The 21,449-nt window shown below is 66.9% G+C and carries 18 protein-coding genes; 15 read left to right on the top strand and 3 right to left on the bottom strand.

Annotated elements, in window-relative coordinates; translation table 11 throughout:
* Positions 1-3 precede the first annotated feature (3 nt).
* The 12 genes from ACCQ13_RS07215 (at position 4) to ACCQ13_RS07270 (ending at position 12,627) form a co-directional block, all read left to right on the top strand.
* Positions 4-957 carry a glycoside hydrolase family protein gene (locus ACCQ13_RS07215; RefSeq protein ID WP_159407947.1) on the top strand — a complete coding sequence of 318 codons (954 nt, stop codon included), beginning with the start codon at positions 4-6 and terminating at the stop codon, positions 955-957.
* Positions 958-964: 7 nt separating this feature from the next.
* On the top strand, positions 965-1,876 hold the full coding sequence (locus ACCQ13_RS07220; RefSeq protein ID WP_159407946.1) for a GNAT family N-acetyltransferase: 912 nt from the start codon (positions 965-967) through the stop codon (positions 1,874-1,876).
* Positions 1,876-2,988: a DegT/DnrJ/EryC1/StrS family aminotransferase gene (locus ACCQ13_RS07225; protein WP_159406910.1), complete on the top strand. Its 1,113-nt coding sequence runs from the start codon at positions 1,876-1,878 to the stop codon at positions 2,986-2,988. Before ACCQ13_RS07220 ends, ACCQ13_RS07225 begins: the two co-directional genes overlap by 1 nt.
* Positions 2,985-4,238 (top strand): O-antigen translocase, encoded by a 1,254-nt coding sequence (locus ACCQ13_RS07230; RefSeq protein ID WP_159406911.1) that lies wholly within the window; start codon positions 2,985-2,987, stop codon positions 4,236-4,238. Before ACCQ13_RS07225 ends, ACCQ13_RS07230 begins: the two co-directional genes overlap by 4 nt.
* Positions 4,235-5,185, top strand: a complete 951-nt coding sequence (locus tag ACCQ13_RS07235) for a glycosyltransferase (RefSeq protein ID WP_159406912.1) — start codon at positions 4,235-4,237, stop codon at positions 5,183-5,185. The genes ACCQ13_RS07230 and ACCQ13_RS07235 overlap by 4 nt, the downstream gene beginning before the upstream one ends.
* Positions 5,182-6,315 (top strand): hypothetical protein, encoded by a 1,134-nt coding sequence (locus ACCQ13_RS07240; protein WP_159406913.1) that lies wholly within the window; start codon positions 5,182-5,184, stop codon positions 6,313-6,315. The genes ACCQ13_RS07235 and ACCQ13_RS07240 overlap by 4 nt, the downstream gene beginning before the upstream one ends.
* A gap of 43 nt (positions 6,316-6,358) precedes the next feature.
* Positions 6,359-7,213, top strand: a complete 855-nt coding sequence (locus ACCQ13_RS07245; RefSeq protein WP_104601664.1) for a Wzz/FepE/Etk N-terminal domain-containing protein — start codon at positions 6,359-6,361, stop codon at positions 7,211-7,213.
* A gap of 270 nt (positions 7,214-7,483) precedes the next feature.
* Positions 7,484-8,326 carry a class I SAM-dependent methyltransferase gene (locus ACCQ13_RS07250; RefSeq protein ID WP_104601663.1) on the top strand — a complete coding sequence of 281 codons (843 nt, stop codon included), beginning with the start codon at positions 7,484-7,486 and terminating at the stop codon, positions 8,324-8,326.
* Between the two features lie 12 nt (positions 8,327-8,338).
* Positions 8,339-9,559, top strand: coding sequence for an amidohydrolase family protein (locus tag ACCQ13_RS07255; RefSeq protein ID WP_104601804.1), 1,221 nt, complete (start codon positions 8,339-8,341; stop codon positions 9,557-9,559).
* Entirely contained in the window at positions 9,556-10,254 is a 699-nt protein-coding gene (locus ACCQ13_RS07260; RefSeq protein ID WP_104601662.1) for a class I SAM-dependent methyltransferase, read from the top strand. The genes ACCQ13_RS07255 and ACCQ13_RS07260 overlap by 4 nt, the downstream gene beginning before the upstream one ends.
* Before the next feature lie 133 nt (positions 10,255-10,387).
* On the top strand, positions 10,388-11,518 hold the full coding sequence (locus ACCQ13_RS07265; RefSeq protein WP_159406915.1) for a glycosyltransferase family 4 protein: 1,131 nt from the start codon (positions 10,388-10,390) through the stop codon (positions 11,516-11,518).
* Positions 11,515-12,627: a glycosyltransferase family 4 protein gene (locus tag ACCQ13_RS07270; RefSeq protein WP_104601660.1), complete on the top strand. Its 1,113-nt coding sequence runs from the start codon at positions 11,515-11,517 to the stop codon at positions 12,625-12,627. Before ACCQ13_RS07265 ends, ACCQ13_RS07270 begins: the two co-directional genes overlap by 4 nt.
* Positions 12,628-12,839: 212 nt before the next feature.
* Here the strand turns inward: ACCQ13_RS07270 and ACCQ13_RS07275 are convergent, their stop codons facing one another.
* Both ACCQ13_RS07275 and ACCQ13_RS07280 read right to left on the bottom strand, forming a co-directional pair.
* The gene (locus tag ACCQ13_RS07275; protein ID WP_159406916.1) at positions 12,840-14,054 is read right to left on the bottom strand and encodes a nucleotidyltransferase family protein; all 1,215 of its coding nucleotides are present in this window, start codon (positions 14,052-14,054) and stop codon (positions 12,840-12,842) included.
* Positions 14,055-14,163: 109 nt separating this feature from the next.
* Complete coding sequence (locus ACCQ13_RS07280) at positions 14,164-15,654, bottom strand: B12-binding domain-containing radical SAM protein (protein WP_167526999.1); 1,491 nt, start codon at positions 15,652-15,654, stop codon at positions 14,164-14,166.
* Positions 15,655-15,863: 209 nt separating this feature from the next.
* Between ACCQ13_RS07280 and ACCQ13_RS07285 the strand changes: the two genes are divergently transcribed.
* Positions 15,864-16,919 (top strand): phosphoenolpyruvate carboxykinase (ATP), encoded by a 1,056-nt coding sequence (locus ACCQ13_RS07285; protein WP_104601803.1) that lies wholly within the window; start codon positions 15,864-15,866, stop codon positions 16,917-16,919.
* Positions 16,920-16,974: 55 nt separating this feature from the next.
* The gene (locus ACCQ13_RS07290) at positions 16,975-18,699 is read left to right on the top strand and encodes an ATP-binding cassette domain-containing protein (RefSeq protein WP_104601658.1); all 1,725 of its coding nucleotides are present in this window, start codon (positions 16,975-16,977) and stop codon (positions 18,697-18,699) included.
* Between the two features lie 25 nt (positions 18,700-18,724).
* Here ACCQ13_RS07290 and ACCQ13_RS07295 read toward each other — a convergent pair whose 3' ends face one another.
* Positions 18,725-20,128 (bottom strand): MFS transporter, encoded by a 1,404-nt coding sequence (locus tag ACCQ13_RS07295; protein ID WP_104601801.1) that lies wholly within the window; start codon positions 20,126-20,128, stop codon positions 18,725-18,727.
* Between the two features lie 297 nt (positions 20,129-20,425).
* Here ACCQ13_RS07295 and ACCQ13_RS07300 point away from each other — a divergent pair, with 297 nt between their 5' ends.
* On the top strand, positions 20,426-21,427 hold the full coding sequence (locus ACCQ13_RS07300) for an LLM class flavin-dependent oxidoreductase (protein ID WP_104601657.1): 1,002 nt from the start codon (positions 20,426-20,428) through the stop codon (positions 21,425-21,427).
* Positions 21,428-21,449: the final 22 nt, after the last annotated feature.

A 21,449-nucleotide genomic window follows, 5' to 3' on the forward strand; every position in this document is an offset into this window, starting at 1 on the left:
GGCATGTTCGCCTGGACCAAGCGGGGCCTGGTGTTCGATGTGGCGCGCGACGGTGTGGGCGGCTGGATGCAGCATGCTGCACTGACGCCCACGCCGTATCGGCTGTCGGCCGAGGTACTGCGGATCTATGCGGGTTTCCGCGACGCGCAAGGGGTGAGCCGGATCGGTTATGTGGACGTGCGCGCCGATGCGCCCACCCAGGTCATCGCTGTGAGTCGGCACCCGGTACTGGACATCGGGCGCGACGGCTGCTTCGACGATAACGGCATGATCCTGGGCGATGTGCTGGACGGGCCGGATGGGCTGTACATGTTCTACGTCGGCTTTCAGCGCGTGGCCAAGGCCAAGTTTCTGGCCTTCACCGGTCTGGCGGTCTCAGACGACGGCGGTCATACGTTTCAGCGCCGTCAGGAAACACCGTTGCTGGACCGCGCCCCGGGCCGCAGCACCATCGCCGCCGTGCATTCGGCACGCTACGAGGGCGGTCGCTGGCGGCTGTGGTATGCGATAGGCGATGACTGGGAGCAGATCGGCGGTGTGCCCTATCCGCGCTATCACATCCGCTACGTGGAAACGGCGGACCTGCGTGACATCCCGCTCGAGGACACCGTGTGCCTGCGGCCGCGTGAGGGCGAATACCGTATCGGGCGTCCGCGCGTGTACCGGTTTGGCGATGCCTATCTGATGTATTTCACCCGTGGCGACGTTCGTGGCGGCTACTTTCCGGGTGTGGCCTTCAGCGACGATGGCGTGCGCTGGGAGCGTGACGATCGCCGGCTCGGGCTGCAGTTGTCCGATGAGGGCTGGGATGCGCAGACGCTGTGCTACCCGGCGCTGATCCAGCAGGGCGAACGCGTGTTGATGTTCTACAACGGCAATGCCATGGGCCATGCGGGCTTTGGCCTGGCCGATGCTGCACTCCCGACAGGCCAGCAGGGGTGCCATGTATTCGGTTAGATCTTACCTGCCCAGCGACGCGGCGGCATGGGATGCACTGGTGGCGCGCTCACGCAACGGGAATCTGTTGCATCGCCGCGGGTACATGGATTATCACGCCGACCGTTTCGTGGATGCGTCCTTGCTGATCGAGCGTGGAAGCGAGCTGGTGGCGGTGTTCCCCGCGAGCATTCGCGGCGATTGTGTCAGCAGCCATGCCGGATTGACCTACGCCGGATTGTTGTCGTCGATGGCCATGCGGGCAAGTGGCACGTTGCAGGTGTTCGAGCAGATTGCCGCGCACTACCGCGCGCTGGGCGCGAGCCAGATCGTGTATAAGCCGGTGCCGCACATCTTCCATGCGTATCCGGCAGAGGAAGAGCTGTATGCATTGCATCGGGTCGGTGCGCAGTTGGAGCGACGCGACCTGTCGTCAGTGATTGCGCTCGGCCAGCCGTTCGCCTTCAGCGACGAGCGGCGCAGGTCGATCGGCAGGGCGCGCAAGGCAGGCGTGCAGGTGCGGGTCGGCACCACGCTGGAGGCGTTCCATGCGTTGTTGACCGAGGTCCTGCAGCGACATGGCGTGGCGCCGACGCATCGGCTGGATGAACTGCAACTGCTGCAACGTCGTTTTCCGCAGCACATCGTGCTGTACGAGGCACATGCGGACGAGCAGCTGCTGGCAGCAGCACTGGTCCTGGATTTCGGTCGCAGTGTGCATACCCAGTACCTTGCGGTCTCCGAGCGCGGGCGTCGAATCGATGCGCTGAGCCTGTTGTTGTCCGAGCTGATCTGCCAGGTCTATGCGGCGCGTGAGTTCTTCAGTTTCGGCATTTCCACCGAGCAGGGTGGGCAGGTGCTTAACGAGGGACTGGTCGAACAGAAGGAGCGCTTCGGCGCTCGTGCAGTGGTACAGGATTCTTATCGATGGACGTTGTGATGGATGTTCCCTTCCTGGATTTGCGCGCAGTCAATGCGCGTTACGCCGATCAGCTCAAGGCGGCTGCGGCGCGCGTCATCGACGCTGGCTGGTATGTGCTTGGCCAGGAGCTGGAGGCGTTCGAGGCGGAATTCGCCGGCTACTGCGGCGCTGCCCACGCGGTGGGCGTGGGCAATGGTCTGGATGCGTTGTCGCTGATCCTGCGCGGCTACCGTGAGCTGGGCGTGCTGCGCGAGGGCGATGAGATCATCGTGCCGGCCAATACCTTCATCGCCACTTATCTGGCCATCAGCCAGAACCAGTTGGTGTTGGTGCCTGTGGAGCCGGACCCGGCCACCTTCAACATGGACCCGGCCAACGTGGAAAAGGCCATCGGTCCACGTACCCGCGCGATCATGGCGGTGCATCTGTATGGCCAGCTGGCGGACATGGCGTCGTTGCAGACCCTGGCGCATCGGTACGGGTTGCTGCTGATCGAGGATGCAGCGCAAGCGCATGGCGCAACCGCCGATGGTGTCCGTGCGGGTGCCTTCGGCGACGCAGCGGCCTTCAGCTTCTTCCCGACAAAGAATCTTGGCGCCCTGGGCGATGGCGGTGCGGTATTGACGTCCGATCCCACGCTGGCCGAGCGTATCCGTGCGCTGCGCAACTACGGCTCGGTGGTGAAGTATCACCACCTGTGCCAAGGGGTCAACTCGCGACTGGACGAGCTGCAGGCGGCCATGCTGCGGGTCAAGCTGGGCTATCTGGACGAGGAAGTGGCGCTGCGACGCGCGGTGGCGCGGCGTTATCTGCACGAGATCGACACCCCCTGGATCACGTTGCCCACGGTAGTGTCCGAGGAACAGCACGTCTGGCATCTGTTCGTGGTGCGCAGTACGCGACGCGACGCCTTGCAGGAACATCTGCTGCGCCTCGGCGTGCACACTCAAATCCACTACCCGGTTCCCGCACATCTGCAACCGGCGTATGCCGCCCTGGGCGATGCCCGCCTGCCAGTCAGCGAGCGCTTGCACGAGGAAGTGTTGAGCCTGCCGATGGGGCCTGCATTGAGCGCGGCAGCGGTGGACCGCGTGATTGCCGCCTGCCAGGCCTTCGACGCCAGCGCATGAATGTCGTTCGCAGCAGCGCCTACACTGGCATCGCAACGCTGGCGAAGCTGCTGGCCGCGCTGGTGGTCGTGAAACTGGTGGCGGTGCACGCCGGGCCGCAAGGCATCGGCCGCCTGGGCCAGTTCCTGAATTTGATGTCGGTGCTGGCGGTCCTGGCAGGTGGCGGCATCAGCGCCGGCATCGTTAAGTACGTCGCGCAGTATCGCGACGATCCACAGGCGCTGGCGCGGCTGCTGGGTGCAGCGTTGTGGTACGGGTTCTGGGCGGCCTGCCTCATGGCGGTATTGTCGCTGCTGTTCAGTGGAGTGATCGCCGAACGTCTAATGGGAGACGCCGCGTACCAGCCGCTGATCTGCGTGCTGGCGGTCGCGCAGTTGGGGATCGCCGCTGTCAATTATGTGCTGGCGGTCATCAATGGGTTCATGGACGTGCGGCGGTTGGCCTTCGTGCAGGTGAGCGGGGCGGTGATGAGCGTGGTGCTGGTGGCATGGTTGTCCAGTCGGTCACAGTTGCAGGGTGCCTTGCTGGGATTGGTGGTGGGCCAGGTGCTGTGGCTGCTGGCCTGTGTTCCGGCCGTGCGGCGCAGTCCGTACTTTCGGCCGCACATGTTCCGGATGCGCTTCGACGCGGTGATGACACGTCAGTTGGCTGCCTTTTCGGCAATGACCCTGACCTCCACGCTGGTGCCGCTGTTGGTCACCATGCTGGTGCGCGACCATCTGGCGGATCAGTTTGGATGGCAGCAGGTCGGTTACTGGCAGGCGGTCAGCCGGGTGTCGGATGCGTATCTGCTGTTCTTCACCACCGCCATCAACGTGTATTACCTGCCCAAGCTGGCCTCCCTGCACGAGCCCGCAGCCCTGGCACGCGAGCTGCGTAGCGCGTATCGGTATGTGATGCCGGCAGTGGTGACGATGGCGCTGGGCGTGTATGTCTGCCGCGACTGGGTGACCTGGCTGCTGTTCGACACCCAGTTCGCCGCTGCCGCTCCGCTGTACGCCCCGCAGTTGTTGGGCGATGTGATAAAGATCGCCGCCTTCGTGCTGTCCTACGTGATGCTGGCCAAGGCGATGACACGGCTGTTCGTGGTGTCCGAATGCCTCTTCGCTGCCACGTACCTTGCGCTGGTGTACCTGCTCAGTGATCGCTTCGGGCTGATTGGCGCGGTGTATGCCTTCGCGGCCAATTATGCGCTGTATCTGCTGTTCAACATCGTGGTGGTGCGGCTCTATCTGGTGCGGGCAGCATGAGCGGACACGGACAGCCACTCGCGCACGCAGACTGGCCGCTGGTGTCGGTGTTGATACCGGCCTTCAACCATGCGCGTTTCGTGCAGCGCTGCCTGGACAGCGTGCTGGAGGATCCGTATCCGAGCAAGGAGATCGTCATCATCGATGACGGCTCCAGCGATGCGACCGGCGAGAAGATCGCGCAATGGATCGCCATGCACGGGGATCGGCTGCCGGTGCAGTTCGTGCAGCGCGAGAATCGTGGGGTTGCGGCAACGCTCAACGAGCTGGCCGCGCGTGCCACCGGCGATTACCTGCGGCTGGGAGCCAGCGATGACTATTTGCTGGCAGGTGGGCTGGAGGCGCAGGTGCGCTATCTGCGCGCGCATCCGCAGGCGCTTGCGGTCATCGGCGACGCCTGCGTGGTCGATCCAGAGGGCCAGTTGGTGCATGCCAGCGCAATGCGTGACCTGCACCGGGCCGATGTCGATCTCTACCGTTCTGTTTCCGGCATCCGGCGCGCGGTGATTGGCCAGTGGGCGGTCAGCGGCGCGGTTGCGATGCTGCGGCGTACGGCCGTCGATAGCTGCAATGGTTGGGACGAATCATTGCGGATCGAGGACTGGGATTTCTTCCTGCGACTGGCCGCCCGCGATGCGTTGGGGTTCATCGACAGGCCGGTGTGCGCGTACCGGTTGCATGGGAGCAATCTCAGCAAGACCGCCAACGTGGCCGCGCGCATCGCCAACCTTGACGAGTCGCGGCAGGTGGCGCTGCGTTGTGCGGGGTTGTTCGAGGAACCCGAGCGCACGCTGCTGCGCGCGCAGGCGCGTTACATCGCTGCCAAGGTGGCATTCCTGCAACACCGGCCGCTTCGCGTGTTCGGCCATCTTCTGGCCTGTGCATGGTTGTCGATGCCGGTATATTGCCGCGCCAGATCGGTGCGCGGCGCATCGGAGCCGGCATGAAGACGTGGTTGCGCCGTCCGGCGAGCTATCTGGCATTGCCGATGCTGCTCAGTTGTATGCTGACCGTGCTGACCTATAGGTTGCCGGACGACTATCTTGCCGGCATCGCTTTGCTGGTCGTCACCGCAGCGACGATCGTGCTGGTCGATGCGTTCCAGAGGGCGCGGCTCCCCAGCGCCGAGCGCTTCCGCAACTACCACTATGCCGGCACGCGCGATGCGTTTCTGGCGCTGGCGCTGGCGGCGGGGGTGACGGCGTTCTGCATGGTGGACCTGCTGCTGTTCCCGATTCCGTTGTTCAGTGATCCGTCTTCATACGCGAGCTTGAGTCCATTGCGCTCGCATGTGCGGCACGTCTCCAATATGTGCTGGATCCTGCCGCCGATCGCATTGCTGTGCGTGCGGCACCGGGGGCTGCGTACGGCGATGGTGGTGCTGGGATTCGTGTTCCCGATCATGGTGATCGACCGCAACCGCATCTTTGCCGGGCTGTTCTCCTTCGTGCTGGTGATGCTGCTGCGGCGCGATCCAGGACGCAAGCTGCCGTGGAAGCGCATCGGTCTGTTGGTGGTGGCCGGTGGCGCGGTGTTCTCGGTGCTGGGTGCGTTGCGCTCCGGCTCCCTGGCCAGCGTTGCGCTGCCGTTCGGTGCGTTCTACCGGGCCATGCCACAGGGCGTGCAGTGGCTATTGTTGTATATCAGTGCCGGGCCCTACAACTTCAGCGCGATCCTGGCAAAGGGCTACGTCAACGCGAGCTTTTTGGTCAACCAGATCGTGCCGTTCACCGGGTCGATCGCCACTGCCGGGACCAGCATCCCGCTGGATGCGCCCAATATCAACGTGGGCACCGAATTCTTTCCGTTCCTGATGGCCTGGGGCGCACCGGGCGCGGTGATCGCGCTGCTGGCCCTGTATGCCGGGCTGGTGTGGAGCGTGCGCCGGCTCAATGGGTCGTTGTCGATCTTCCACGTGCTGATCTTCTTGCGCCTGGCCTACGCCTGCCTGATGTCGCCGTTTGCGCCACAGGCATTCACCTGGACCAACTTCGGCTTCATTGCGCTGTGCCTGGTGCTGCACGCCTGCACGTTGCTGCTGCCGAACCGCCACACGGCACAGCGGTCTGCCGCATGACCACGCCCACTCTCCGTCCATTCCGTCTTCGAGCCTGCGCACCATGACCCAACACGATGAAATCTACCTGATCGACCTGTGGCGCATCCTGCGTCGCGAGTGGCGTTGGGCGTTGGCCGCCCTGGTGCTGGTGCTGGGCATGACCTTTGCGTTCCTGCGCGTGGCCCAGCCGCAATGGGAAGCCACGGCCTGGATCCAGGTGGGCGAGATCGGCCCGACGCCGGCCGGGCGCGATCCCAAGGTCGAACCGTTCCAACGGGTGATCGATCGCATGAAGACCCGGCTGTTCCAGGATGCGGTGTTGCGCCAGGCCGGGGTGCCGCTCAAGAGCCGTGCCGCGCAGTTGTACCGTGGCAGCCTGAAGCCGGATCCGGACCCGTATGCCAACCTGATCGGCATCACCATTCGCGCCGCGTCGCCGCAGCAGGCGCGCGTGCTGGCAACGGCGACACTGACCCAGCTGCAGACCCTGCATGGCCAGACCAATACGGCGGCGCTGGCGCTGGCGCAGACCCGCCTGCAGGGCCTGAACGAAGACCTGCGCGTGGCCCTGCTCAATCGCGCGCAGCTGCAGCGGCAGTTGCAGGCCGTGACCGGTGGCGCTACCGCCACGCCTGGACAGGTGCTGGCAGGGGTGTTGCTGACCGACAGCAATACCACCATCCGCGCGATCAAGGCCGAGCGCGACGATCTGATCGCACGCCTCACCGCGCGCTACACCTACCAGACCTCGCTGGCATGGCCGTTGTACGTGCCCGAGCAGCGGGCATTTCCGAACGCGATCGTGGTCGGCGCGGCCGGCCTGCTCGCCGGGGTGGGGCTGGGTGTGCTGGCGGCGGTGATGCGCAATGCCTGGCGTCGGCGCGCGCGGGTCGGTGTCGGAAGCGTCACCGCCTGATTTCCTGCGCCAGACGATGCCGTGTGTAAAGACGGTGGGATACGAGGCAACGTCTCTGGGTACGCGTGTTCTGCGGCCGGCGCGCGCTGGGCGAGGGGCGCAGATGGTTGCCCGGTCGTCGCACGATCGTCGTCCAACGGATGGGTGCCGCAGCGCTGCAACCAAACCGGCCGCAGGTGGCACATACCTGCCTATCGAGCGATGCCGCAGTGGCGGCACCGCGCCTGGAGAGTGCAGTGAAGTCAGCAAGATGGATGAGGAAGGGAGTGCATGGCGTTGGCCAGTGAACATGCGGCACGCGGCGGCTCGGTTGCGCCGGAGCAGTTGCTGGAAACCCAGCGCGCCTTCGACAGCGTGGCGCCCGACTACGATGGCCCGCGCGGAAACAATGCGCTGATCCAGCGGATGCGCACCACCTTGTGGGACACGCTGGCCGCGCAGCTGCCGGTCGGCTCTTCGCTGGTGGATCTGGGGTGCGGTACTGGCCTGGATGCCGGGGAATTCGCCCGTCGCGGCTACCGTGTGCTGGCCACCGACTGGTCGCCGGCCATGGTCGAACGCACCCGTGAGCGTGCCGTTGCGCTGGGACTGGAAACGCGGCTGGCCGCCGCGCACGTGGGCATCCAGCAACTGGATCAGCTGGCAGGTCCGTTCGATGGCATGTATTCCAACTTCGGCCCGCTCAATTGCGCGCCGGATCTGCCGGCGGTGGCGGCGCAGTGCGCGCGCCTGCTGCGTGCCGATGGCTGCCTGGTGTTTTCGGTGATCGGGCGCATCTGCCCGTGGGAAGTGGGCCACTATGCACTGCGCGGACGCTTCAAGCGCGCGGCGGTGCGGGCTGCCCGGGGAGCGACGGCGGTCGGTATGAACGGCCATACCATCTGGACCTGGTACCACCTGCCGCGCGAGTTTTACCGGGCGTTCGCGCCGCATTTCGCGCTGGAAAGCTACCGCGCATTGAGCCTGTTCCTGCCGCCCCCGTACCTGGTGGATGTTTGCGAACGCAACCCGCGCCTGTCGGCAGGCCTGGGGTGGCTGGATGACCGTCTGGGCGGATGGCCCCTTTTGCGCGAGATGGGCGACCACTTCTTGATCGTGATGCGCAAGCGCTGAGTGAACATGTCGATGTCCATGGCAGATGTCTGCCTGCAGGGCGCGCGCTCGCTGACCCTGGCCGGTCCGTCGCACGCGCCGCTGCATCTGCGTGCGGGCCGCTTCGGTGGCACGCTCGGCACCGGCACCCTGCGGCTGGATCTGCGTGGCCACGTGCTGCTGCCAGGATTGATCAACGCCCACGATCACCTGCAGGTGAACTGCGTGCCCCCGTTGCCGCAGGGTGCGCCTTTTCCGAACAGCTACGCGTGGATCGAGGCGTTCCAGGCGCACTTCCGGCATCCCGACGTGGCGGCCGCGCTGCGCATCCCCAAGGCGGTGCGCCTGCGCCATGGCGGCCTGAAGAATCTGCTGGCCGGGGTGACCTGCGTGGCGCAGCACGACCCCTGGCACGCCACCCTGGACGAGCCAGGCTTTCCGGTTGGATTGCTGCGCGACTTCGGATGGAGTTATGCGCTGGGCTGGACCGGTTACGGTCCCCCGGTGCAGGGCAGCTTCGCCGCCACCCCGTCCGCCCATCCATGGATGATCCATCTGGCCGAGGGGACCGATGCGGTGGCGGGTGCCGAGCTGGACGAACTCGATCGGCTCGGCTGTCTTGCGTCCAACACCGTGGCGATCCATGGGGTGGGAATGGGCGAGCAGGATGTCGAGCGGATCATCGCGCGGGGTGCAGCGGTGGTGTGGTGCCCGTCCAGCAACCTGGCACTGCTGGGCCGTACGCTCGATCCATGGCGGCTGTGCATGGCCGGGCGGCTGGCACTCGGCAGCGACTCGCGCATCAGTGGTGCACGCGATCTGCTGGAGGAACTGCGTATCGCTGCCGACAGCGGTCTGGCCGCAGATCTGTTGCTGGGCCTGGTCACCGACCACAGCGCGCGCATCCTGCGTCTGCCGGCACGCGGACGCATCGCGCCGGGGGCAGTGGCCGATCTGGTCATCGTGCGCGACCGCGGTGGCGAGCCCGCCGCCAGCATCGTTGGCTGCGAACGCAACGAACTACGCGCGGTGATCCGCGACGGTAGACCGCGCATTGCCGACCCGGATTTCGCCCCGTGGTTCGAGGCAGCCGGGCTGCGTACCGTCTCGGTGGTGCTGGATGGCCGGCCCAAGTTGCTGGACGCCGCGCTCGCAGACCCGGCCGTGCTGGCGTTGGAGCCCGGGCTGCACTGCGTGCCGGCTGCAACGCGCGCGCCGCACGCGGCCAGGGCCGCGATGGGGGCCGCATCGTGAGCGAGGTCGCGCTACTGGAGCCAGCGGCGGCTTACGCGCTCTGGGCACAGAGCTATCCGCCGCATGCACACAATCCGGTGATGCTGGCCGAGCAACGCGCCATGCTTGGGCTGCTGCCGGCCAGCCTGCATTGCCAGCATGTGGTGGATGCCGGCTGCGGCAGCGGCCGCTACATGCTGCATGCCTTGCAACGTGGCGCCTGGCATGTGACCGGCGTGGACCTGTCACCGCAGATGCTGCAGCGTGCGCAGACGGAACTGACACAGCAATGGCCAGCCGAGCGCATCAGCCTGCGCCAGGGGCGCCTGGACCAGCTTCCGCTGGGCGACGCCGTCGCCGACCTGAGCATCTGCGGGCTGGTGGTCGGGCATCTGGAGCAGCTCTGGCCGGCGTTGGAAGAGTTGCATCGCGTCACGCGCATCAATGGCATCGTGTTGTGCAGCGACGTGCATCCGATCGGTCATGCGCTGGGCTGGCGCCGTGACTTCAAGGCTGGCGGCGAGCGTTACGCCGTGCGCCATACCCAACATCTCTACAGTGACTGGCACTGCGCGTGCACCGCGCTGGGATTCGCCATCGAGGCGGTGGTCGAACCCATGCTGGACCCGGCCGACATTCCCGCCGGCGCGCGCTTCGACCGCACCGCGCTGCAGGTGCCGGTGGCGTTGGTGTTGCGGCTGCGGCGCATCGCGTGACCAGGGCCGCGTTCCATGCCGTGCCTGGCGGCCGTGCACGGTGCGCAGGCAGCCAGGCGAGTGCACCCTCGCGAGGCGTGCGTGCGCCGTGTTGCCTGCACCGCGTGCGCCAGTTGGCTGCGAGCGGCGTTGCATGAGCCTGCATGTCGCCCAGCTCAACCTGGTCGTCACCCCGGACGGTGCAAGCGTGGAAGAAGTATTCGCGCAGTGGCCCTCGCTGGCCGACATCGCCGAGGCGGTGGCCAGTGCCGGCGTGCGCGTCACCGTGATCCAGGCCTCCCGGCGCGCGCAGCAATGCGTGCGCGGCGGCGTGCATTACCACTTTCTCGATCTGGGTGCGCGTGGCAGCAAGGTGCGCGCCGAAACCCTGGCAACGCTGCTGCGGCAGATCGACTGCGACGTCATCCATGTGCATGGGCTGGAATTTGCCCCCGATGCACAGCGGCTGGCACGGCTGCTGCCGACGCCGCCGATCCTGCTGCAGGACCATGCCAATCGACCACCGCGCTGGTGGAGCCGATGGCTGTGGCGTGGCCGGTACCGCGCCGTGGCCGGTATCGCGTTTACGTCGTTGGCGCTGGCGCATCCGTTCCAGCGCGCGCGGCTGTTTCGTGCAGACACGCCGCTATTTGCGATTCCCGAATCCAGTAGCCGCTTCACGGCTGGCGAGCGGCTGGCGGCGCGCGCGCATACGCAGCTGCATGGCGAGCCCTGCGTGCTGTGGGTCGGGCACCTGAGCCCGGCCAAGGATCCGCTGTGCGTGCTGGAGGCGTTCGCCACCGTCGTGCGCCAGTTGCCCGACGCGCGGCTCTGGTGCGTATTCGACCAGGCACCCTTGCTGGAGCAGGTCCGCCAGCGTCTGCGCGAGGATCCGCTGCTGGCCGGTCGCGTTCACCTGCTCGGCAAGGTCGCGCATGCGCAGGTGCAGGAACTGATGCGTGCCAGCGATCTGTTCGTGTCTGCCAGCCACACCGAAAGCTGTGGCTACGCCGCCCTGGAAGCCTATGCCTGTGGCACGCTGCCCTTGCTCACCGATATCCCGGCCTTTCGCGCGCTCAGCGATACCGGCGCGATGGGCGAGCTGTGGCCGGTGGGCGATGCGCAGGCGTTGGCGAGCCTGTTGTTGCGGGTCGCGCGGCAACCGCCCAGGCGGGTGCAGGTCCGCGCGCATTTCGATGCGCGTCTGTCATTTGTGGCTGTGGGGCAACGCTGGGCACAGGCGTATGCACGGTTGCTGCAGCGCGTGCCCGGCGATCGCGCATGAAGCTGGCCCTGGTGGTGCCCGGTGGCGTGGACCGCAGCGGCGACCGGCGAGTGATCCCGGTGATATTGACGCTCATCGAAGGCTTGGCGCGCCACCATGAGGTGCACGTGTTCGTCCTGCACCAGGAGCCCTTGCCGGCCAGCTGGATGTTGCGGGGCGCCACCATCCACAACATTGGCGAGCAGCGCACGCGGTGGCGGGCGATCACCGCCATCGGCCGTGAACATGGGCGCGCGCCATTCGATGTGATCCAGGCGATCTTCTCCGGCTACTGCAGCCTGGTGGCGGTGGCTGCCGCCACGTTGCTGCGTCGGCCCAGCATGGTGCACATCGCCGGTGGCGAACTGGTGGCGCTGCATGCCATCGGCTATGGCGGCCGTCGCAAGTGGCGCGGACGCGCGCGCGAGGCGCTGACCCTGCGCATGGCCGACTGTGTGACGGCGGCCAGTGCGCCCATCATCGCCTCGCTGCAGGCGCTGGGCATTGGCGCACAGCGGGTGCCGCTGGGTGTGGATCTGCGCGCATGGCCGGTGGCGCCACCGCGCGCGCGCGCCGGCGGTGTCGCGCGGCTGTTGCACGTCGCCAGCCTCAACCCGGTCAAGGACCAGGCCACGTTGCTGCAGGCAATGGCCGCGCTCAATCGCGCCGGGGTGGCCTTCACGCTGGACATGGTGGGTGTCGACACCCTGGATGGCGCGATCCAGCGGCTGGTGCAGCAGCTGGGCCTGCAGCAACAGGTACGCTTCTTGGGGTTCAAGACGCAGCGGGAGCTGCGCCCGCTCATGCTGGCGGCCGATCTGCTGGTGCATTCGTCGCTGCACGAAGCCGGGCCGATGGTGCTGCTGGAGGCGGCGGTCGCCGGCGTGCCGACGGTCGGCACCGGCGTCGGGCATCTGCTGGAATGGGCTCCGGTCGCGGCACTGGCGGTGCCGCCGGGCGACTGGGCCGGCATGGCCGAGGCGATCCGTCAGGTCATCGCCGACGACGAGTTGCGCCTGCGCCTGGCCTGGGCAGCGCAATGCCGGGCGGTACGCGAGGATGCCGGCTTCACCACGCATGCGTTCGAACGACTCTATCGGCAGCTGTGCGAGCGGCGTCCGCTGCGCTGAGTGCGCGAACTGCTGTCACCCTGCCGCTGATCGACGATTCGTCCCCGTCATTCCCGGTCATCCTTTGCAGCGCAGCATGCGCAAGGGATGCGCCGATGCCGCAGGCCGCACCCCGCGCGGTACGGCAGGAAGCACGGCGCCCGCGCTGGAAGATGTGCGGCGGCCAGGCAGCGATGGCCCGGCAGGTTTCGTGCGCTGTCCCGTGCCAGGCGTTACGCCGGCCGCAGATACCCCGTCAGCGCCGCGCGAACCACGTAGAGCATGTCGGTGCGCGGTACCGGCCGTGTCAGGCGCGTCATCAGGCGGCGCGCCTGGGTCTGGCGCACCCACGGTTGATCCTGCAGCCACAACTGGGTCTGCAACATGTCCGCGCGCTCCTTGCGGCTTTCGGCCGATGGCGCGACACGTTGACGCAGATACTGCCGCGCCTCGGCCAGCGAGCCGCACCAGGCGATGCCCGGCAGCGCGGACAGCCACAGGTTGGAGCACGATGCGGCGGTGAGCGTCTGGCGGTCTGCACGCAGCCGCAGCAGGCGTGGGCAGTGTGCGTGCAGGCGCATCATCACTTCCGCGGGCACCACGGCGCGGTAGTAACGCTGCAGCAGCAACAGCGGTGGCAACGCCCACCACGGTGTCACGGCAGGATCTTCCCACAGCTGTTCCCAGTCGCGTGGTCCCATGCGTGTGGCCAGCAGTGCAAGGTCGTGCAGATGCATCAGCCGGATACTGCGGTGGCAGATGCCGCCGGCGGCATGCAATAGCAGATGGCACATCAGCGCGCCGATGCTGGGATAGGAGTTCAGGCCCGGCTGCGGGTGCTCGGGCTGGATATGTGCAGTGATATCCACGCTGTGCACCGGCAGGCGTTCCTGGATGCGGGTGTGCAGTTCGATGTTGATCGGTGCGTCGCGGTGCTCACCCAGGCCGGCGACCGCATCGCCGCCCACCGGCGTGAACACCTGGTGCTTCCACTGTTCGAATGCGTTCACGTAGCCGAGCGCGCACAGCAGTTCGGCGGCCGCCGGCGCATCGTCCGGGGCCACCAGCAAATCGATATCGGCCATCGGGCGGTCGCCGGGCAGGTACACCCCCAGCCGATGCAGCGCGGTGCCTTTCAAGCCTACCAGCGCGATGCCTGCGCTACGCGCGGCACTGTCGATGCGGGTCAGCAGCAGCGCGATGCGCCGATGCCGGTCTTCGACATGGCGGCGTTGTTCGCTCAGGAAGTCGGTCCAGTCGGCGTCCTGCCATAGCGAGCGTCGCTGCAACAGCGGCGAGACGCCATGCGCAGCGGCGGCGGCGGCGGCCAGCTGCCATTGCAAGCGATCCCAGCGTGGCGCGTCGCCGCCGGGTTGCGCCAGCTCGTGCGCGAGCCGTTCGGTGGTGGTGCGCAGACCATGTTTGATGGCGCGGAGGGAAGGCTGCATGGGGGTGTCCCGACGAATCGAAGAGGGGTGACAAGGCTGCTGCGAGATGCCTGGCTGGGCTGGATCTGTGCGCCGGTTGCCGGGCGCCGGTTACGCGCGCCCGGCATGCTCAGCCGACCAGCACGGTCGTCAGCTGTCGCGGCGGTCGCGTGGCTGGGCTGACCAGCGGCTCGGTGCGGTGCAGGTGTTCGGAGGCGATCAACGCAGACCAGCGCGCTTCCAACTGCTCGCAGGCCTGCGCAAGCGCATCGGCGCTCATGCGCGCGCGTGCCTGCTGCAGATCGACCTGGGTGTGCAACAGGTCGCGCACGCTGCGGTAGAACTCCGAGTCGTAGGCACCATGGAACATCATCGCCAGGTCGTCGCTGTCCTGCCAGTGCGTCTTGCCGCCCAGTTGATTCTTCACCTCTTGGTAAAATTTGGTGCCGGGCAGGGGATAGGAGACGCTGACGCCGATGATGTCCGGGTTGGCCTGCGTCACCAACGCGCGCGTGGCCAGGATGTCGTCCAGCTCCTCGCCCAGATAGCCCAGCTGGATGAAGAAGCCCACGCGGATACCGTGCGCCCCCAGTCGTTGGCGTGCCGCGATCACCTCGGCCACCTCGGTCCCCTTGGTCATCTTGTCCAGGATGCGCTGGCTGCCGCTTTCCGCGCCGATCCAGGCTTCGGCGCACCCGGCGCGTGCCAGGGCCGCCGCCATGCGGTCGCTGGCCAGGTCGGCACGGGTCTGGATGGTGAACGGGATGACGCCATCGGCGTCGTCCAGCCGTTGCGCGAAGGTCTCCACCCAGTCGATATGGAAGCCGAAGATGTCGTCGGCCATCCACAGATGATCCGGCTGGAAACTGCGCTTGAGGTGGATCACCTCGGCCGCCACGTCCTCGGCACCGCGACGGGCATAGTGGTTGCCCCAGATCGGCTTGGCGCACCAGTTGCAGCGGAACGGGCAGCCGCGCGAGGCGGCCATGTTGAGGCTGAAGTAGCCGTGCCGTTCCTTCCAGAACTGCCGGTAGCGCGCCATATCCACCAGATCCCAGGCCGGCAGCCCGCTCAGGCGCGCGTCCGGTGGTTGCGCGCCGGGATGCGTGCGCGCCTCGCCGGGCTGGCTGGTGGCGATGCGCGGTACGTCTGCCAGCCAGGTGGGAACTTCCAGTTGCGGGTCGGCCTCGAGGCGCTCGATCAACGTCAGCAACGGTGCGATGCCTTCGCCGATCAGCACCGCATGCGCGCCTGCGGCCAGGAAGACGTCCGGATTGTCGGATGCATCGGAACCGGCCACCAGCACCCGGCAGCCAGCTGCGCGCGCCTGAGCGATCATGCGGCAGGCCGCCTCGCGCATCCGGCTCAGGCACATCTTGGTGAGGAAGTTGAAATTGTCCTCGTAGAACACCACCAGCTCCGGCTGCGCAGCGTGCAGCGCACCGGTGTAGTCCTGCACATCGTCGGCCAGCATGGCGTCGAACAGGCTCAGGACATGCCCGCGTTCGCGCAGCAATGCCGCGATCTGCAAGGTGGCCAGCGGGGGGTACGGCTTGCCGCGTTCCCATTGTTTGGGGTCGTAACGCAGGAAATACGAATGACTGACCTGGATCTTTAGCATCTGCACAAGGCTCTCGTTCTGTCGCCGGGTGGCGCGCAACGGCGGCGTGCGCAGACACCGGCATTCGGCTCGGCAGTAGGTGCGCCTGTAGGTGTTTTTGGTTGCGCTGTCGCGATGCGCACGGTGGTGCCTGTCCATCGCGTGCAGTGATGCAACCTTTGCGCGCGCAATCGGCACACACCGGCTGATTGGTGCAATGGATGACAGGCATGCCGCAGTCGGCTGCGATGGCGCAATACCCGCCGCTGGGCGAGCGTGCAGGCGACACCGCGCCAGTCGCCGTGGCGGCGGACCCGTTCGGCGAGCAACGCTCGCGCGCTTTGAGTGTGCAGCGGCAGATCCTCGGTGCGCTGTTCCACTTTCATAGCGACAGCCCGGCACTGCTGGCCCTGGTCGATGCCGCCTATGCCGGCTTGCCGGCGCACCATCTGCCCGGTGCGCCGCAGTTCCATCTCACCCTGGACCTGGTGCTGCGGGCGTCGGGCAATGTGGCCGCCGAGCCGCCGCCGGTGCGCACGCACGCGGTGGGTGGGCTGGTCTGTGGCGTGATGGATGCCTGCAACCATCTGATGCTGTCGATCTCGGAGCGCCGCGCCATGCTGGTGGTCTCCGAGGACATGCTGGCGCATGCGTATCATGTGCGCTACGAGCTGATCGAGTTTGCGGTATTCCTGCTGGCCGCGCGTGGCACGGGGCTGGTGCCGCTGCATGGCGCCTGCGTGGGCCGACGCGGCCGCAGCGTGCTGTTGCTCGGCGCCAGCGGCGCGGGCAAATCCACGCTGGCGTTGCACAGCCTGCTGCACGGGCTGGAGTTCATCGCCGAAGATGGTGTCTTCGTGGCACCGGACAGCCTGCTGACCACCGGTGTTGCCAACTTCCTGCATCTGCGGCCCGAGGCGTTGGGTCTGGTCGATGCGCAAACGCATGCATGGGTTCGCGCGTCACCGACCATTCGTCGCCGCAGTGGCGTGGAAAAGTTCGAAGTCGACATCCGTCATGGCCATGCCACGCTGGCACCCACGCCCTTGCAGCTGTGTGCCGTGGTGATGCTGTCCAAGTTGCCGGCCAGCACTTCGGCCAACGCGCTGGTGCCGGTGCCGGCTGCGCAGATCGCCGAGTGCCTGCAGCGCGATCAGCCTTATGCCGCCGGCCAGCCGGGGTGGCAACGCTTTGTGGCCCAGGTGCAGCGCATCGGCATGTTCACCCTGCACCGCGGCCCGCATCCGCAAGCCTCGCTGGATGCCTTGCTGCAGGTGCTGCGATGAGGCCGCCAGGCAACCGGCAGCATGCGCGTGTCGGCACAGGCGATGTGAGCGGTTGATGGATCCGGACGCACGCAAGCGGATGCGGGTGGTGCTGCACAGCTTCGTCCAGACGCTGGTGCCGGCGGACCGGCCGGCCGTCGCGGCGTATGTGGTGTTGTCGCTGGCGGCCGCCTTCGTCGGCAGCATCGTGGCGGTGTGCCTGTTGCCGCTGGTGCAACCCGGGCACAGCGTGCAGCTGGCCGGCTATCGGCTGGCCTTGCCAGGTGGCCTGCCGATGCAGGCCGGGCTGTTCGTGGTCGTCAGCGTGCTGTTCGCGCTGCTGCGTTGGTACGGCGCGCGGCTGGCTGCGCGGTTGACCAGCCGCTACGCGATCGGCTTGCGCCACCGCGTCCACGCCGCGCTGATGGATGCGCCGCTACCGGCCTTGTCGGGCGCCAGTTCGGCGGAGATCGCCAATGTGCTGACCTACAACATCGAAATTGCAACGCAGGGCTTCAGTGCGGTGTTGCAACTGCTGGTGGCCGGCATCACTGCACTGGTCAGCGTGTGCGTGGCGGTCTTGATCGTGCCTGAGCTGCTGCTTGCGACACCGCTGCTTGTACTGCTGGCCTGGCTGGGCCTGCGCATCTCCAGCAGCGATGCGCAGGCGCGCATCAGCCGTGGCTACGTGGCCGACATGACCCAGCTGTTCTGGTTGAGCGAGGACTTTCCGCGCCGTCTGCGCCATGTGCGATCGTTTCAGCGCGAAGCAGTGGAAACCCGGCAGTACGAGCGCATGTCTACCCGCCTGGGGCAAGGCTACGCGCAGCAGCAGGAACTGGTGGCGGCCAGCCGGATGGTGCTGGAGCTGACTGCCGTGGCGGCCATCGCCGGCATTCTGGTGCTCGCCAACCTGTGGCAGGGTGCCGACCGCGCGGCGCTCATCACGGTCAGTCTGTTGCTCGGCCGCCTGCTGCCGTATCTGATTACCACGCGGCAAAGCGTGCAGCAGTTGCGATCGGCCTGGCCGGCCCTGCAGTTGTGGCGGCGTTACGTGGATCTGGGCACGGCGGGCACGCATGCGCCCGACGAGGAAGCCACACGACTGCCGGCCGTTCTGCACCTGGAGCGCATCGATCTGGCACCGCCGCTGCCCGCGCTGGCGATCGACGGCTTGCTGCTGGTGGCAGGGCAAATGACCTTGGTGGTAGGCCCATCGGGCATCGGCAAGAGCAGTCTGATGGATGTCCTGTCCGGGCAAACGCCGCCGCTGCTGTTCGAAGCGCACATGAGCGGGCGCCGGCTGGACTTTGCGGCGTATCGAAAGCTGATCCGCCATAGCGCCTACGTCAGCCAGGCGGTGCGGCCCTGGCAACGCAGCGTGCGCGATTGCCTGGACTGGGCGCTGCCGGGGACGTCCGATGCCCGCATGTGGGACGTGTTGTGCGATGTCGGGCTGAGCGCACGGCTGCAACGCGAAGGGCAGGGGCTGGAGACTGTCATCCATGGCCCGGAGGGCCGCCTGTCCGGCGGTGAATTGCAACGCCTGCTGCTGGCGCAGGTATTGCTACGCGCCCCGACCCTGGCGGTGCTGGACGAGGCAACCAGCGCCCTGGATGCAGAGGCCGAACAGCAGGTCCTGGTAACGCTGCGGCAGCGGTTGCCGCAGACCGCCTTGGTGGTGGTGTCGCACCGTACCAGCCTGGCCGCCGTGGCTGATCGCACGGTTGCGCTGGGTCATGCGCCCGGCGTGCCGCCCCAGGGCAAGGCCGCAGTGGCGGCAACGCGCTGCGGCGCATGAATCGCGCCGGCTTAGCGCACGGTGGTCACCCGGCGATTTCCTCCAGCGCTCGATTGCGCGTCTGTGGCCCGAACACCGCGATCACGCTCGCCACGATCGACAGGCTGATGGCAATGAAGGTCAGCACGCCATGGCTGCCGACCTGCGCCAGCAGCCAGCCGATCAGCACGCTGCTCACGGCTGTGGACAAGCGGCTGAACGAATAGCAGAACCCCACTGCGCGCGCGCGCAGCCCGGTGGGAAACAGCTCGGCCTGGTAGCCGTGATAGGCAAAACTCATCCAGGCATTGCAGAACGCGATCATCGCCCCGCACATCACCATGCCAACGGCCTGGTGTTGCAGCGAAAACAGCACGCCGAACAGCACCGCGCCCAGCGCCGAGGCGGTGATCTGCCATTTGTTTTCCCAGCGCTGCGCAAAGCGCAGCAACAAGAGGGGGGCCAGTGGGTAAGCCAGCGAGATCGCGAACGAATAGGCCAGACTCTTGGTCACCCCGGTGCCCTGCGCGGCGATCAGGGCCGGCAACCAGTTGCCGAAGCCGAAGAAGCCGATCGCCTGGAAGACATGAAAGACCACCAGCATGCCGATGCGACCCCGGTACGGCGGGCGCCACAGCAACGATGCCTGCGCCGGGCTGGCGGACACGATGGTGGCCGGCTCCGGCTCAGCCAGCGGCCGACCAAGGTCGCGCGCGCAACGCGCCTCCAATTGCGCCAGCACTGCGTCTGCTTCCGCGTGGCGGCCGCGGGTGACCAGCCAGCGTGCCGATTCCGGCAGCCGATTGCGCAGCCACCAGATTGCCAGTGCGAAGACACCGCTCAGCAAGACCACCCAGCGCCAACCGCTCACGCCCAGCGGCGCATGTGGCACCAACAGCCAGGCGGTCAGGGCCACCGCCGGCACCGCCAGGAACTGCACGAAGAACGCAAACGCGAACGCCGCGCTGCGCATGTGCCGCGGCACCAGTTCGGACAGATAGGTGTCGATGGTCACCAGTTCGATGCCCAACCCGATGCCAACCACGAAGCGCAGCACGATCACACCGGTGGCCGTGTCCTGCAGTCCCATCATCACCGTGGCGGCGGTGTACCAGACCAGCGCGAAGGTGAACACCGGACGACGACCGAAGCGGTCTGCGAACGGACTCAGCAGCGCGGCGCCGACGAATAGCCCGAGAAAGGTAGCGGCGGCAAACGCGGCCTGGTCGGGCATGCCGAACGCACCATCGGCGCCCTGGGCAAAGATACCGTCGGCGATCAGCCCCGGGCTGATATAGGCGGTCTGGAACAGGTCGTACAGCTCGAAAAAGCCGCCCAATGCCAACAGGCCGACCAGCCGCCACACGCTGGCGCTGGCAGGCAGGCGATCGATGCGCGCGCCAATCCGTGCAACGTCGGCACCTTGCGCGGAGACAGTAGGAGAGACCATGGTCGTACCGGGCAGCCAAGTGAACGCCAGCATAGCCAGCGGCGGCATGCGGCCCGGCCGGTGCTTCGTCGGCTGCTCGATGGGTTCGTAACGCCGTGCGTGTGGACCAGGTGCCTGCGCTGGAAAGGGGCCGCAGACGCATTGGACGCCCGCCCGTGCATGGCCGAGGCCGCTGCTTTACCGACCCGGTGTTCGATGGCTGGAATGCTGTAATCCTGCGCGGCGGCGGCAAGGCGACTGGCAAAGCCACCGGTCAGCCCCATCTCTGGCACATCCACTTTGATTCGGAGTCATTCCATGACCCCCATTTCCGTGCTCGATCTGGCGCCGGTCTGCGAAGGCAGCGACACCACCCACGCCTTTGCCAACATGCTGGATCTGGCGCAGCACGCCGAGCGTTGGGGCTACCAGCGCTACTGGTTGGCCGAACATCACAACATGCCGGGCATCGCCAGCGCCGCCACTGCGGTGCTGATCGGCCATGTGGCCGGCGGCACCAAGACCATTCGCGTCGGTGCAGGCGGCATCATGCTGCCCAACCACGCACCGCTGCAGGTGGCCGAACAGTTCGGCACGCTGGCCTCGCTGTATCCGCAGCGTATCGACCTGGGCCTAGGGCGCGCGCCCGGCACCGACCAGCCCACTGCGCGCGCGCTGCGTCGTTATTTCGACAGCGCCGACCAGTTCCCGCAGGACGTGGCCGAGTTGCTGCGCTACTTCGCGCCGGCCGTGCCGGGGCAGCTGGTGCAGGCCGTCCCCGGTGCCGGCCTCGACGTGCCGGTGTGGCTGCTGGGCTCGAGCCTGTTCAGTGCACGGCTGGCGGCGGCCATGGGCTTGTCGTTCGCCTTCGCCTCGCATTTCGCTCCCGATGCGATGGAGGAAGCGGTGGCGATCTACCGCCGCGAATTCCGCCCGTCCGCGCAGTTGTCCAAGCCGCATGTCATGCTGGCCTTGAACGTGGTGGCCGCCGAAACACAGGCGCAGGCACGCCGGCTGTTCACCACCCAGCAGCAGAGCTTCGTCAATCTGCGGCGCGGCACGCCGGGCAAGATTCCAGCGCCGATCGACGATATCGACAGTTTCTGGCAGCCGCACGAGCGTGCCGGTGTGGAACGCGCGCTTGCGTGCACGGTGCTGGGCGACGCCGAGCAGGTGGCGCAGGGCGTGGCGGCCTTCATCGAGCGGCATGCGCCCGATGAGTTGCTGTTCACCGCCAACATCTACGAGCACCGCGCACGTTTGCGTTCGTTCGAAATTGCCGCCGCCGCGATGCGCGAGCTGGACGTGACCACGGCGTGATTCACGTCGCTTTGCACGGCAA

This window comes from Xanthomonas sp. NCPPB 1638, from assembly GCF_041475635.2.
Taxonomy (GTDB): domain Bacteria; phylum Pseudomonadota; class Gammaproteobacteria; order Xanthomonadales; family Xanthomonadaceae; genus Xanthomonas; species Xanthomonas cucurbitae.